Source organism: Exiguobacterium sp. s152 (assembly GCF_018618335.1).
Classification (GTDB): Bacteria; Bacillota; Bacilli; order Exiguobacteriales; family Exiguobacteriaceae; genus Exiguobacterium; species Exiguobacterium chiriqhucha.
Genome location: NZ_JACSLX010000009.1, coordinates 40925 through 54287 on the forward strand (window position 1 = coordinate 40925; position 13363 = coordinate 54287).

20 protein-coding genes are annotated in these 13363 nt (G+C 50.4%); 15 read left to right on the forward strand and 5 right to left on the reverse strand.

The window, feature by feature from the left end; translation table 11 throughout:
• The first annotated feature begins 1 nt into the window (after nucleotide 1).
• The 8 genes from KNP72_RS13505 to KNP72_RS13540 all read left to right on the forward strand — a co-directional run bounded on the left by KNP72_RS13505 (nucleotide 2) and on the right by KNP72_RS13540 (nucleotide 4568).
• A complete protein-coding gene (locus tag KNP72_RS13505) occupies nucleotides 2–463 on the forward strand; it encodes a hypothetical protein (protein WP_214833955.1) in 462 nt (153 codons plus the stop codon).
• A gap of 11 nt (nucleotides 464–474) precedes the next feature.
• Nucleotides 475–957 (forward strand): hypothetical protein, encoded by a 483-nt coding sequence (locus KNP72_RS13510; protein WP_029596174.1) that lies wholly within the window; start codon nucleotides 475–477, stop codon nucleotides 955–957.
• Between the two features lie 17 nt (nucleotides 958–974).
• The gene (locus KNP72_RS13515) at nucleotides 975–1430 is read left to right on the forward strand and encodes a hypothetical protein (protein ID WP_214833958.1); all 456 of its coding nucleotides are present in this window, start codon (nucleotides 975–977) and stop codon (nucleotides 1428–1430) included.
• Complete coding sequence (locus KNP72_RS13520) at nucleotides 1430–1915, forward strand: hypothetical protein (RefSeq protein ID WP_214833961.1); 486 nt, start codon at nucleotides 1430–1432, stop codon at nucleotides 1913–1915. Before KNP72_RS13515 ends, KNP72_RS13520 begins: the two co-directional genes overlap by 1 nt.
• A 112-nt stretch (nucleotides 1916–2027) precedes the next feature.
• Complete coding sequence (locus KNP72_RS13525; RefSeq protein ID WP_214833963.1) at nucleotides 2028–2966, forward strand: DMT family transporter; 939 nt, start codon at nucleotides 2028–2030, stop codon at nucleotides 2964–2966.
• Nucleotides 2967–2981: 15 nt separating this feature from the next.
• A complete protein-coding gene (locus KNP72_RS13530) occupies nucleotides 2982–3407 on the forward strand; it encodes a DMT family transporter (RefSeq protein ID WP_214833966.1) in 426 nt (141 codons plus the stop codon).
• A gap of 6 nt (nucleotides 3408–3413) precedes the next feature.
• Nucleotides 3414–4082 (forward strand): Crp/Fnr family transcriptional regulator, encoded by a 669-nt coding sequence (locus KNP72_RS13535; protein WP_214833968.1) that lies wholly within the window; start codon nucleotides 3414–3416, stop codon nucleotides 4080–4082.
• A 12-nt stretch (nucleotides 4083–4094) separates the two neighbouring features.
• On the forward strand, nucleotides 4095–4568 hold the full coding sequence (locus KNP72_RS13540) for a DMT family transporter (protein ID WP_214833971.1): 474 nt from the start codon (nucleotides 4095–4097) through the stop codon (nucleotides 4566–4568).
• Here KNP72_RS13540 and KNP72_RS13545 read toward each other — a convergent pair.
• A complete protein-coding gene (locus KNP72_RS13545) occupies nucleotides 4565–4768 on the reverse strand; it encodes a hypothetical protein (protein WP_214716092.1) in 204 nt (67 codons plus the stop codon). The genes KNP72_RS13540 and KNP72_RS13545 overlap by 4 nt on opposite strands.
• Nucleotides 4769–4845: 77 nt before the next feature.
• Between KNP72_RS13545 and KNP72_RS13550 the strand changes: the two genes are divergently transcribed.
• Genes KNP72_RS13550 through KNP72_RS13570 form a run of 5 tightly spaced genes read left to right on the forward strand, consistent with a single transcriptional unit; the run spans nucleotide 4846 to nucleotide 7633 of the window.
• A complete protein-coding gene (locus KNP72_RS13550; RefSeq protein ID WP_214833974.1) occupies nucleotides 4846–5346 on the forward strand; it encodes a hypothetical protein in 501 nt (166 codons plus the stop codon).
• 16 nt (nucleotides 5347–5362) lie between these two features.
• Entirely contained in the window at nucleotides 5363–6181 is an 819-nt protein-coding gene (locus KNP72_RS13555) for an SMI1/KNR4 family protein (RefSeq protein WP_214833976.1), read from the forward strand.
• A 58-nt stretch (nucleotides 6182–6239) separates the two neighbouring features.
• On the forward strand, nucleotides 6240–6719 hold the full coding sequence (locus KNP72_RS13560; RefSeq protein ID WP_214833979.1) for a hypothetical protein: 480 nt from the start codon (nucleotides 6240–6242) through the stop codon (nucleotides 6717–6719).
• Between the two features lie 14 nt (nucleotides 6720–6733).
• Entirely contained in the window at nucleotides 6734–7219 is a 486-nt protein-coding gene (locus KNP72_RS13565) for a hypothetical protein (RefSeq protein ID WP_214833982.1), read from the forward strand.
• A 51-nt stretch (nucleotides 7220–7270) separates the two neighbouring features.
• Nucleotides 7271–7633 (forward strand): hypothetical protein, encoded by a 363-nt coding sequence (locus KNP72_RS13570; RefSeq protein WP_214833985.1) that lies wholly within the window; start codon nucleotides 7271–7273, stop codon nucleotides 7631–7633.
• A gap of 199 nt (nucleotides 7634–7832) precedes the next feature.
• Here the strand turns inward: KNP72_RS13570 and KNP72_RS13575 are convergent, their stop codons facing one another.
• The 4 genes from KNP72_RS13575 to KNP72_RS13590 all read right to left on the reverse strand — a co-directional run bounded on the left by KNP72_RS13575 (nucleotide 7833) and on the right by KNP72_RS13590 (nucleotide 11428).
• Nucleotides 7833–8357: a hypothetical protein gene (locus tag KNP72_RS13575; protein WP_251129026.1), complete on the reverse strand. Its 525-nt coding sequence runs from the start codon at nucleotides 8355–8357 to the stop codon at nucleotides 7833–7835.
• A 13-nt stretch (nucleotides 8358–8370) separates the two neighbouring features.
• Complete coding sequence (locus KNP72_RS13580) at nucleotides 8371–8823, reverse strand: LytTR family DNA-binding domain-containing protein (RefSeq protein ID WP_214833987.1); 453 nt, start codon at nucleotides 8821–8823, stop codon at nucleotides 8371–8373.
• 334 nt (nucleotides 8824–9157) lie between these two features.
• On the reverse strand, nucleotides 9158–10660 hold the full coding sequence (locus tag KNP72_RS13585; RefSeq protein WP_214833990.1) for a phytoene desaturase family protein: 1503 nt from the start codon (nucleotides 10658–10660) through the stop codon (nucleotides 9158–9160).
• Between the two features lie 168 nt (nucleotides 10661–10828).
• The gene (locus KNP72_RS13590; RefSeq protein ID WP_214833993.1) at nucleotides 10829–11428 is read right to left on the reverse strand and encodes a TetR/AcrR family transcriptional regulator; all 600 of its coding nucleotides are present in this window, start codon (nucleotides 11426–11428) and stop codon (nucleotides 10829–10831) included.
• Between the two features lie 171 nt (nucleotides 11429–11599).
• On the opposite strand from KNP72_RS13590, the gene KNP72_RS13595 reads away from it, so the two are divergent.
• Entirely contained in the window at nucleotides 11600–12328 is a 729-nt protein-coding gene (locus KNP72_RS13595; RefSeq protein ID WP_214833995.1) for an ABC transporter ATP-binding protein, read from the forward strand.
• Nucleotides 12321–13334, forward strand: a complete 1014-nt coding sequence (locus KNP72_RS13600; protein WP_214833998.1) for an ABC transporter permease — start codon at nucleotides 12321–12323, stop codon at nucleotides 13332–13334. The genes KNP72_RS13595 and KNP72_RS13600 overlap by 8 nt, the downstream gene beginning before the upstream one ends.
• The last annotated feature ends 29 nt before the right edge of the window (nucleotides 13335–13363 follow it).

A 13363-nucleotide genomic window follows, 5' to 3' on the forward strand; every position in this document is an offset into this window, starting at 1 on the left:
GATGAACAAACAAGAACGCATCAATCTGATTTATAAAACCAATATAAAGACGGCCGTTTTCCAAAGTCTGCTCACGTTTCCAATGGTGTTTTGTCTCGTCGAATTTATCGAATCGGATTCATGGAACGGTTGGTACGTGGCGGGAGCGCTCGTCTGTCTGTTACTATTAGGCGGAATCTTCTTCAAGGCGAATCGAGTCGAGACCGAGTTGACCGAGCAAGAGGAAGCCAAAAAGATGATCGTCCGTCGGAACGGATTTGTCTTTGCGCTGTTCGTCCTTTTCCTTTTGTCGTTTGCCCTGACGCTTAAGCTAGGGTGGACGTACGCGTGGATATTGGGTGTAGCGGTCGGTGTCATCTATGTCGGGTATCGTTTGATCCGAAAGCAAGACGAGCGGTTGATGAACATCGATCCGGAGCATCCGATGCTTCGTGAGATACGGCTCGACAACGTCAGAGACTGAGGAGGGATGAGATGGATCGAGAAGCCCGGACTGAGGCATTGTTACAAATCTACACGACGTATCGTCGTTTCATGATTGGAAGCAGTGTCGTCATCTTTGTGAGCGCGCTTTATTTCATGATGCACACGACGTATTCTGGTGTGATTGCGGTGGCCAGTCTTGTGCCGACACTGTTTTTCGAATGGAAACAGACCGTCCTGTATCTTCGGTTCAATGACGACTGGACATATCGGCGTCTCGTGAAAGGACAATTCTTTATCTTAGTAGCTACCTTCCTCACGTTGTTCAGTCTCATCACCCTGTTTTTGACGGGGCAGATTCATCCGGACGTATTGATGTGGGCGATGGTCATCGGGGCACCACCGTCTGTGTTGTTGCCGCTGTGGATGGATCGAAAACTGCTCAAACTCGACCCAGAACACGTTACGTCAAACATGCTGGCTAAAGCCAATCGTGAGAAGCTGAAGCGTCGACTTGACGGAATCAATGATTAGAAAAGGAATGGAATCGTATGACGAAACAACAACGGATTGACGAAATGAACCGATACCGTGAGCAAAAGAAGCGGCGGCGGGACATGCTATTCGCTCCTGTCCCTGGACTATTGTTTGTCACGCTGCTCGCCGATCAACTGTGGTGGGTATGGGCAGGTTTGATGAGTATATTCGCAATCGGTTCGATTGTATATGTAATACAAGAGGGCAAGGCGCTCGCCAATCTGTCTGCGGAACCGAAAGCACAAGTCGCGACGAGAAACGTCTACTGGGTGTTAAGCGGATGGTACGTCATTATCGTCGGTAGCGTGGCAAGTTATAAATTGGAGGCTCCATGGTGGACGTGGATTCTCACCATTGGGATTGCCGTCACGTTGCCGCCTTTGTATAAACGCTTCAACGAAGCTGTCCAAAGCGCAGATACAGTCCAACCGGTCCGATCTGAATTGATGACGACGCGGGGGTTGATGTGATGATCTTGACGAAACAAGAACGAATCGAGCGATTATTCGCGCATGAGGATGCGACGTGGCACTGGCGCTACTGGGGACTTTTCTTCAGCTTGATCGCTGTCGCATTCATCTCGTATCAGACATCGATTTACTTACCGCTCATTCTATTTGCAGTGTATTTGCCCCAATTGTGTGTCGCGTGGTGCAAGACGAAAGTGTTGCTGACATTTAATCCGGATCCTCGCTATCGACGTTGGATTTACAGTGATTTCATCGTCGAATGGTTCATCTTTTTGCTGTTCATCTGTCTACTCGCTGCCTATCACACGGGCCTTCTCACGATTTGGCCACTCATGGTCATGTTGGTGACTGGGACGATTGGCGGGTTACTGTTTTCATACATGGTCACCCGAATCGTTCTGACATTTGATCAACATCACGTCACGAATCGGATGTTCGACGAAGCGAAAACTGAGCGGCGTACACATCAAAAGACGGGTTCCTGATAGTCGGAACTCGTCTTTTTTCATATTTCAGGACATCGGTCCTTTATGCTCGAGCGCTCGAGGAGTAAGCTTGAAACGTACACAGTATATAGAGAGAATCGAGGAAGAGAATATGTTAGCCATTATTATTGGACTCGTCATCGGGATTTTGTTACCGATACAGACGAGCGTGAACTCACGTCTGCGCACCATCGTCGGGTCACCATTCGTCGCGTCGTTCCTGTCGTTCGCCATCGGGACGACTTTTTTAACACTTACGTTACTGCTCACCGGGCAGTCGTTCGGGATTGAATCATCCATTTTCCAAGGAGAACCGTTTTGGATGTGGTCGGGTGGTTTGTTAGGGGTCATCTTTTTAACGGGGAACATCTTGTTGTTCCCAAGACTCGGTAGTGTCCAGACCGTCATCATGCCGATCTTCGGACAGATTTTGATGGGACTGTTGATTGATCACTTCGGTTGGTTCAATTCAGCCGTCAACGTCCTCACGCCGTGGCGTGTATTCGGGGCTTTGCTCGTGTTACTCGGCGTCGTCGGGACGGTCGCGCTCACGGACTGGATTAACCGTCGTCGCGGCAAACTGGTCGCCTCGTCGCAGACCGGAACCGGCAATTTGAACGCCTGGCGCCTCGTCGGAATCGGGACCGGTATGATGAGTGCGACACAGACGGCCATCAACGGTTATTTAGGAACGGTGCTCGAATCGGCCTTGAAAGGGGCCCTCGTTTCGTTCATTGTCGGGACGGTCACGTTACTGCTCATCTTGCTCGTCTTGCGGCCGAGCGTCGAATGGCGCGGGTTACGCGGTCAGCCGTGGTGGATTTGGCTCGGTGGGATCATCGGGGCACTGTTCATCGGCGGGAACGTCTTAATCGTGCCGATGGTCGGGACCGGCATCGCCGTCGTCATCGTCATTGTCGGCTTGCTATGCGGAAGCCTGCTCATCGACCGTTTTGGTTGGTTCGGGGCCGCCAAGAACCCGGTCACTGGGATACAACTCGTCAGTTTACTCGTCATGGTCATCGGGATCATGCTGATTCGATTGTCATAAGGGAGGAGAGACATCATGCGCGGAGTACTGTTCGCCATCAGTGGCGGCTTCTTTTTAACGCTACAGAGCGTAGCCAACGCACGCATCAGTTCAAGTATCGGGACGTGGCAAGCTGCGACGTTGACGCAATTGACGGGCTTCGTCGTTGCGCTCATGATTATGCTTCTCGTTCGCGACCGGTCGTATGTTCACATGCGTCGCGTCGAGCCGCTTTATTTGTCAGGGGGAGCGTTCGCTGCGTTCATCTTGTTCAGCAATATGACGGCCGTGCATGAGCTCGGCGTCACCCTCACCATCTCATTATTTTTAATCGCCCAGCTTGCCCTCGCGCTCGTCATTGACTGGCGCGGCTGGTTCGGGATGTTGCGCCGTGACTTGAACCGGACGCAACTGTTCGGTGTCGTCATGATGATTGTTGGGATTCTCGTATTGAAAGGATGACGTGCGATGGAACAGATTGACCACTACATGAAGCGGTATGGGCTGGATGAGGTACTCCCATCAGCTGTACGTCCTCAACTCAAGCTCGTCCGTTACGCGACGGGGGAGGCGATTTGCATCCAAGGCGCTAAGGCCGAGCATCTTCACTTTCTCGTCAGTGGAAAGATTCGGGTGGCCCACACGTCGGCGGCCGGGAAGCGGCTCGTCTTGTCGTTCAAATATCCGCTCGACTTGATTGGCGACATCGAATACGTTCGCCGCACGCCGTTCTTGAACACGGTCGAGGCGGTTACGCCGGTCGAGATGCTCGTCGTCCGCTTCGATGATCTCGCGCGTCATGCGAAAGATGATGTGACGTGGCTCCACTATTTGCTGGCAGGCATCACAAAAAAGTTCGAGATGAAGTCGCAGTCGATGAGTTTCAACTTGTTTTACCCAGTCGATGTGCGGCTCGCGAGCTATCTGTTGTCGATGACACCGGAAGAGACGACGCTCGGGTCGACCGTCGATGAGTTGACCGATATCGCCGATTTGATTGGAACGAGCTATCGCCACGTCAACCGGACGCTCAAGCGGTTCGTCGAGCAGGGATTGATTGAACGGGATCGTCGATCGATTGCAATCATGGATCGCGCCGGGTTGATTGCCGTCGCCGGGGAGAGTATTTATGAATGAGGAGGACACATCATGGCACTTGGAATGATGCTCGCGGTCATGGGCGGCATGCTCGTCTGTGTGCAGAATACGTTCAACGCCAAAGTGAAAGAACAGGTTGGGGCGTGGGCGACGACGACGCTCGTGCTCGCCCTCGGCTTCTTGGCGTCGCTACTCGTCGGATTGATCAGTGAAGGATTTGGTCTGTTCGCGGTCACGGGGATGGAGACGTGGTACTGGTTCAGCGGCATCATTGGGGTCGGCGTCGTCATGAGTGTGACGCAAGGCGTCCAACAGCTCGGACCGAGCCACGCCATCTCAATTGTCATGGTGTCGCAAATCCTATTCGCGCTCCTATGGGACACGCTCGGCTGGTTCGGGCTCGAAGCCATCCCGTTCACATGGAAGACAGCGCTTAGCATCGTGTTAATCGTTGGTGGGGTGTTGTTGTTCCAGTTGAGTGGAAATAAAGAGACGGCCCACCAAAAAGCAAAGCAAGCCGTCTAAAAGGATTTTCGACAAGTCGAACAAGTCTGCCCGTGTTCCTGCCGTTTGACGACGGTTTGGCAATGCGGGCATTTTGTTGTGAGCGAGGCGTGAGGCTGGACGGGTGAACGGTCGCCGAAAGATGACGGATAGACGGTATAAGAACGGGTTACGATGAATCCGGCGATACCGAGCAAGGCGACTAAAATCAGAATATCCATCGAAATACCTCCTAATTATTGGTATGCTACTTGTATATACGGTAAATGTCCGAATTGGTTTCAAGGAGGAACAAATGATGATGACGCGAGAAGAACGAATCGAGCAGTTACAGATACGACCGAAAAAAGGGGTCTTTAAATTATTATGGGCTGCCGCGGCTGGACTAGGGCTAGGGTGGTGGATTTACGCCAATGCGTCGTTGCCACTACTAGCCATACTCTCCTTTTTGATGATGACGGCTGTCCCGCTCAGTCATGTAGCTTGGAAGAAGACACGCGTATCTGTGACGTTCAATGAAAGTCGATCCTACAAACGGTTGATTCGGGCGAAAGGCGTCATCGCGATTGCGATGTTATGGGTCATGCTCGGTCTGATGGGCGGGTATGTATCAGGATACTTCGGATTGCCGGTATTCAGTGGACTGTCGGCGGTGTTGATTGCAGGCATGTTAGTGGTTGAGACGTGGCTCGATACCCGCTTGCTTCGGATCGATCACGAGCATGTCGTGGATAGCTTGCTTGGCTTTACGAAACGGGAGCGGTTGAAGCGGAGTTGGGATAAGAAATATAGCGATTGAAGAAAGCAGGGGACTAATGATCATTTGGAATGATATACCGGACGACCCGAATAGGTTGCCCACATTAACGGAAGAAGTGTTGAAGGAAGTGGAGACGCGACTCGGGGTGAAGCTGCCGGACGATTATCTTGAGTCAATCCGGATACAAAACGGGGGATACGTCGAACAGCGCGACTTGCCTATAAAATGGAATGGTCAAGATGACATCGCTCTCGTCGACTCGATTTCGGGGGTCGGGTTACATAATGGGTTAATTGAATCGAAGGCCTTGTTAACCGAATGGGGTGTCGAGGACGAGCGCTTGATTGCCTTCGCCGGTGACGGACACTTTTTCCTCGCGTTTGATTACCGGGAAGGAACGACGCCAAAGATTGCCTATATCGATACGGATACGGAAGAGATTGATGTCTTGTTCGATTCGTTCAGTCAATTTAGTGAAGCGATCACGACCGTTGACATGGGAATGTTTGCAGAAATGATTCCAGAATCGATCACTGAAATGAACCAGGGTAAAACACTCTTGGACGATGCACGACGCCTGCTCTATAGCAATCATCCGGAAGAAAAAATCGATGGCGCGATTATTTGGTTCAACGGGTTGGATTCACTCGAAGCGGACGAACTCGTTCGAGAACTGTTTACTTGGGTGAATGATAAGGTGCTACGAGATACCGCAATCAGCGTTATCCAAGAAGTCATCATTCGCCGGAAGCCGCTTCATCGAGAATTGTACGAAGCGTTTTTCGAGATGCTACGCCAACAAGACGATCGTGACAGTAAACAACGCTACGAAGAGACAATGTACATTCTCGATAACGATATTCGAGTCGAGTGAAACGTTTTGCCGTTTCCTTTCGTAAAAGAAGGTAATGAGGTTTGATGAGGGGGATTGGATGGTTGATCATAACACAAGACTTGAGCGCATGATGGAGAACGATCGAAAGCGACAAAAACAAATGTTGTACCCGACGATAGGAATCATCGCACTGTTCATGATCTATTTTTGGGTGACAGACGTCCTCTTGCTGTTGCCGATCATCTTGGTTGGACAGCTGCCCGTACTGTATAAAGGGTGGCATCGGATGAAGTTGCTTCTCACTTTCAACGACGATGCTCGCTACCAACAGAAAGTACGGTCCGAGTTCGGGTTGGCCGTCGGGAACCTCGTGTTTCTCTTGCTGTTGATCGCGAGCTCGATGCTCGGATGGATCACGCTACTCACGCTCGTCATCGTCGTTATCGTGGGTCTGATCACGTTCCTAGCGCTTGGGATTCGCATCGACCGTGAGTTGAAAACGATTGACCCGGAGCACGTGACCGCGACAGAGCTTGGCAAAGCGCAACTCGAGCGCGAAAAACGAAAGACATCATGATGGGAGTACTAACTATGATTGAAAAGAACGAACGATTAAAACAAATGGTCGAGAATGAGCGGAAAGTGAACCGGACAGCACTTCTGCTCACATTCGCGATTTTAGGAATCGCCTTTTACTTCATCTTCACGCAAGAAATCTCGTTATTGACGTTTGCCGTCATCATTATGGCGACCCAATTGCCGAGCCTCTATCGGGCGTGGCACCGGATGAAGTTGCTGCTCACGTTCAATGACGAGGCACGCTATCAGAAGTTCGTGCGTCTCGAGTTCGGTATCGTGCTCGCGAACGTCATTTTGCTTGGTATCTTCATCGCCATCGCCTGGGCGATTGAAGGCTCGCTCGTCATCTTCGCGGTCATGCTGCTCGCTTTGTTCATCCCGTTCATCTTCTTGTCGGTATGGGTGAACCGAAAAATCGAGTTGATTGATCCGGAACACGTGACGAACCATGAGCTGCGGACAGCGCATCGGGATGCGTCTAAAAATCAGTTTAAGTAAACCAAAGGGACGTGCAGATGGATGAGACGAAGACTAGTCTTCTTTCTAATTGTGGAATTACTATTTTTGAACGCATGTAATGAGAATGGTCGTGAACTCGTCGTCGGGACGTATACAGATGAGAGCAACATCGTCTATTCTGGCGATACGCTCACGGACGAAGCGGAAATTGGACGATTTCTTGAGTTGATTGAGACGAGTCCTTTGTCCGCGGCGGAGGTCGAGGGTATGCCCGACTACGTCATTACAGTGAACAATCCATCTGAGTTCACGATGGAGGCGACGGTGAACGTCTGGGTTTTAGAAGATGACAAGATGCTCTTCACTCGTGGGATGGAAGGGACCGATGTATTTGAAGTCGACTCGATGTACATTGAAGATGTGAACGAGATCTTGAGTCTAAATAACTTTTGAATGGAGTGCGTAGATTAAAATGGATATGCGAGTGGTTGACATGCTCTTTTTGCTTGGTACCTATGCTATCGTGTTAGGCGGAATCATTTTCGTGCTAAAGCTAATGATTGGAACAGCGAACAAGCAGAACTGAATAGAACCAAAAAGCCATAAAATTCGAGAGCCTCGACTTTTATGGCTTTTTAAATTGATTGGCGTTTCACTGCTTCTCCACTACCTGTATTTTAAACACACCTGTGCCCGAACGGTTCGTCAACAAGGTGATTAAAATCAAATCACCTTTGGATAAATCTGATAGAGAGAGCGTCTCCTCTTGTTTATAAATGGATACTTGTTCCTCAAAAACTTCATATTCCATAAGTGTTTGATTCGTTTCATCGTTAAATGAATTACCTTTAACCGTTATCTGATTGTCTTCGATTCCTTGAATTTCAGCATAAAATGTCTGAATATCAGACGGAGCGAGAACCCAGATATCTTCCTCATATGCTTTGTACGCATTGGTGTATCCCGCAAAATAACTAATCAACACACTGATTACTAAGAGAACAATTGACAGGATGACAGTGATTTTATAAGGCGGCATCATCGGGGAACGTGTTTTTAAGTTGCCAATTAGCGCTTGATTGATGTGTCGCTTGTAGGCCTGAAAATAAAGCGTGATAGTCACAATAAAGGTGAATAGAACGATGCATGTCGCGATGATGTAAATAGGGATGCTCATAAAGTTGTCTCCTTCAGATATGAAAATGATCTTTAAAGATATAGTAATAGCTCCTTGTCACATCAACGCGTTTTCCGTTCGTTAGAGTAAGGATAAATTTTGTGGAAAGAGTGGGTTTGATTTGTTTGATTTGATTTGTTGCAATGACAACAGAGTTACTGATTCGTAAAAAAGACGTCGGATCGAGCAAACTGACGAGCCGGTATAATCGATCAGTAGCGACATAAACGGATGCTTGCGTTTCAATTTCCACTGTATGGCCAAAGGATTCGATACAAATAATATCCGCTACTGGTAACACGATCCGTTCATTCGTGTCCTTCTCTTTAACAGTCAAATGCTGAACAAAAGGAGTAGATGTACTCAGTACCAGGTCGGCCGTATCATCTATTTCAATTCCTTTTTCCTCGAGCATAGACTTAATCTTGTCATAGCGCTCGTTACTAATATCGAGCTTGATTTTCATGCACGAACCGCCTTCCTCTGTACCAATCCATATATTTGAAATCAGTGTAGCAACTACCTCCTTGTTCATCAATACAAGATGAACACTTTACAGAAATATCCACATAAGTTGCATCATAGAGATTGAGTCTAATAAACAAAATGGATCATCGTATCTCGTCACGATAAAAACCCTATGGATGAATACAGATTGGTGAGTCCATCTGCTTCTCCATAGGGTGTTTTAAATTAAGATATAATTTGGCTTCGTTAGGCGAACATGCCCACCAAAATCCCGCAGATGACCATGCCAATCGTATAGAACTTGAAGCGGTATCGTTCCCAAAACGAGTCGGTCATCGATTCGCGACCCCGTCGCGCTTCGCAATCTGATCACTTACTTGCTGGCCGCTCAGTGTCACCATCGGCATGCCGCCGCCGGGATTGACCGTGCCGCCGACGAAGTAGAGGTTGTCGTACAGCTTGCTCTGCTTCTTGTGCTTGAAGCCGCCGTTTCGTTTCTTATCGGCGACGGTCCCATAAATCGCGCCACGGTCCGAACCGTACGTGCGCTCGATGTCGTGCGGCGTCCAGACGTCACGTGTCACCGTATGTTCGCGCAACCCGTCCAAGCCCATCCGCTCGAGTTTGTCGAGGACGCGCTCTTCGAATGCGGCGTAGTCCTCTGGCGTGAACGGGTTGTCTTGAATGTACGGGATATGCGGCAAGATTTTAATGTTCTCATGCCCGGGCGGTGCCTGTGTCGGGTCGGTCTTATTGACGTTCACCAAATAAATGGTCGGGTCGTCCGGCAGTTCGTGCTGCTCGAAAATCTTGTCCATTTGCTCATGCAAGTTCTCCGAGAAGAAGAAGTTGTGGTGGCCGAGCGCCGGATACTCTTTGTTCACACCGAGATGAAGCACGAAGCCGGAACTGGCCGGTTCATACTTCTCGACGAGCTTGTCGACGAACTGTTCGTCGGCCTCGACCATCTTCTGATAGAACGGAATGACTTCCATATTGGAGACGAAATAGTCAGCAGAGCGTAGCCGTCCATCCTCGAGTTCAATGGCCGTCAGTTGGCCGTTCAGCGTGTGCGCGCGGACGACGCCTTGACCGGTATGGAGCTGAACGCCAATCTCTTCCGCGAGTTTCGTCAGCCCTTCCGCCAGTTTATGTGTCCCGCCTTCGACGTACCAGCAGCCTTGGGCGTGCTGCATGTAAATCATCATGTTCAGAACGGCCGGTGCGCTGTACGGGGACGACCCGACATACTTCACGTAATACGACAACATCGTCCGTAAATGCGGGTTGCTGATCCGCTTGGCGATGCCGTCGTACATCGTCGACGTCAAATCGAAGCCGAACAACGTCGAAAACAGACCGTTCTTCGCGACCGCTTCGCGCGGTGATTCAAAGCCTTCTTTCAAGTACGCTTTCTCCGTCGTGTTGTAAATCCGCTCGGCATATTTCAACAGCTCGCGGTACTCGTACATGTCTTTGCGGGACAACGTCGGGTTGGCGCGCTCCATCACGTCCAAATCATGGTAGAGATCGAGCACGGTGCCGTCCGGGAAGAACGAGCGCCACTCGAGGTCGAGCCGTTTGATTGGCACGTAGTCTTCCATCCGCTTGCTGCTACCTTCGAACAGCTTCTCGAAAATTTGTGGCATCGTTAAAATCGACGGGCCGAGGTCAAAGCCGAAGCCGTCTTGTTCGAGCCGGTTCACTTTCCCGCCGATATGGTCGTTCTTTTCGTATAAGGAGACGTCGTATCCTTTTTGTGCGAGTGAGATCGCCGCGGAAATCCCGCCGAGTCCGCCACCGATCACAATCACCGATTTGTTCACGTTTTGCATATGTGTTTCGCCCTTCTTCCACCATGTATTTTTTATTGTTAAGTAGGAACGCGTGATGTCTACTCTAACAGTTTGCCATCACGTCTCTTATTCCCTGCTTCGCGTAGAATGAACATGCATATCGGGCTCGAATGTACAAAATGATCAAAGTGGATGTTGGGAAAAAACTTACGGCTTCAGACCGCCGGCTGTCACCGGTCCTTCGAACGTGATTGTATAGATGATGCGGGCGATGTCCTCTGCGGTTTCGGGACGGTCGTTATACAGCCATTCGTAGATGACCCCCATATGGGCCGCGGAAATATAAGACACGAGATAGTCGGCCGGCACAAGTGCTTTCGTCGCATCGAACAACACCGTCGGGGAGCGTTGGAAGAGCGCCGCGTGCATGTACGACCGGAGCCGGGCTTGAAACTGGGGGTCACCGTTCGGGCCTAGGAGCGGTTTCATCAAGATTTTATCGTCTTCGATGAAGCGGATGAACGGGACGAGCAGTTCATGAGCGCCCGGTCCGCGCTGGTCACCAAAGACACGCGGAATCTGTTTGACCAGTTTCCGTTCGGCCTCGTGAAAAATGACTTCAATCAGCTTCTCCATCAAGTCGAACTTATCCGCATAATGACTGTAAAACGTCCCGCGATTGATGCCGGCCCGTTCGGTGACAGCTTTCACCGTGACCGCCTCGAACCCGTGCTCGTCAATCAAGTCAAAAAAGGCATTCTTAATCAATTGTTTCGTTCGCGTGATGCGTAAATCTTCATGTCCCATCTGTTTTTTCTCCTTTATCCAACACTTGGGTGTGAACTGTCTGATAACCGACACGATGGCCGATATTGCCGATTGTTGGGCTGTCGGACGAGGTCTATACTGAACGTATAAACCAACACGGTGTCTATTAATCAAGTGTACATGAATCGGGCATCGAAAAGGAGAATCGCTATGGACATCCAACTGAACGGCGTCAGTAAATCGTTCGGTGACCAATTGGCCATCGACCACGTCGACTTTACCATCAACTCAGGGGATATCTGTTGCCTGCTCGGCCCATCCGGTTCAGGGAAGACGACGCTCATCCGACTGATGATTGGTGCCTTGGCCACAGACAACGGTTCGATTCAAATAGGGGAGACGGTCATGCCAAACATGCATATGCTGCACAACATCGGCTTCATGCCTCAGAACGATGGATTGTATGACGACTTGTCGACCGAGGCGAACCTTGAGTTTTTTGGCTCCATCTATAAGCTCAGCAAGACGACACTGCAGCAACGCATCACGGAAGTGCTCACGCTCGTCGATTTGACGGCCGACCGCAAGAAACTCGTCCGAAACTTCTCGGGCGGGATGAAAAAACGGCTGTCACTCGCGATCGCTATCCTGCATCAACCGGACGTCTTGTTTTTAGACGAGCCGACGGTCGGAATCGATCCAATCTTACGCCGTCAGATTTGGGATCAGTTTCAAGCGATTCGGGCGAACGGGACGACGATCATCGTCTCGACGCACGTCATGGACGAGGTGCTCAAGTGTGACCGGGCCGCGCTCATCTATAACGGCCGTTTGATCGCTTACGACACCGTGCCGCATCTGTTAGATCAGACGGAGAACGGTCGCGTCGAGGAACTGTTCCTCATCGCCGGTCGGGAAGGTGGGACGGATTATGCGTAACTTGGCGAAACGCGTCATCTTTCAGACGCTCAACGATAAGCGGAGTGTCGCCTTGATTTTGATTGCACCGCTCCTTATCTTGACGCTCGTCTACTTCCTGCTCGGGGACTCGGATTATGTGCCGGTCGTCGTGCTCGATGAGAACGCACAAACGCAACTCGTCGAAGCGTTCGAAGCCGAGACGCTCGAAGTCCGGTTGGACACGGTCGACAATCCGTCCGGGTATTTAGAGGACAATAAAGACGTCGATGCGATTTTTAAAGCGACGCCGGAAGGAACGACGATCACGCTCCGAGAACCGTCGACAAAGTCTTCGAAGGCGGTACGAGAGATTCAAGCGGCACTGTCGGAGTTGAATCCGGCGGCCGATATCGAGATGAACTACGTATATGGAGAGGAAGGCCAATCGACGTTCGATTCGTTCGGCTACGTGTTCTTGTCGCTGTTCTCCTTCTTCTTCGTCTTCATCCTGTCGGCGATGGCGCTCGTCAAAGAGCGGAGCGGTGGCACGCTCGAACGGCTCTTGATGACACCCATCAAACGAGGTCAGGTCATCTTAGGGTATACGCTAGGCTATGGCGTGTTCGCGGTCGTCCAGTCCGTCTTCATCGTCCTCTATACGATTTACGTGCTTGGGCTGACGTCACTTGGGAATATCGGCTGGGTCATGTTGGTCATGTTGCTCATGGCCGGGACGGCCGTCTTGTTCGGTGCAACGATTTCGGTGTTCGCTCGTTCGGAGCTTCAAGTCGTCCAAATGATTCCGTTCACGATTATTCCGCAAGTGTTCTTCTCCGGATTGATTCCGCTCGACTTGATTCCGTACGGGCTCGGCAATTTGAGCTACATCATGCCGATTTTTTACGGGGCGACCGCGATTAAAGAAGTCATGGTGTACGGCAGCGGGTTCTCTGGCATCTGGGTCTACGTGCTCGGTTTGATCGTCTATGCTGGGGTACTTTACTTGCTCAACATGCGAGCGCTCGGGAAATATCGAGGGCATTAATCTCAAATGACAAAACCGACTCGTCTAAC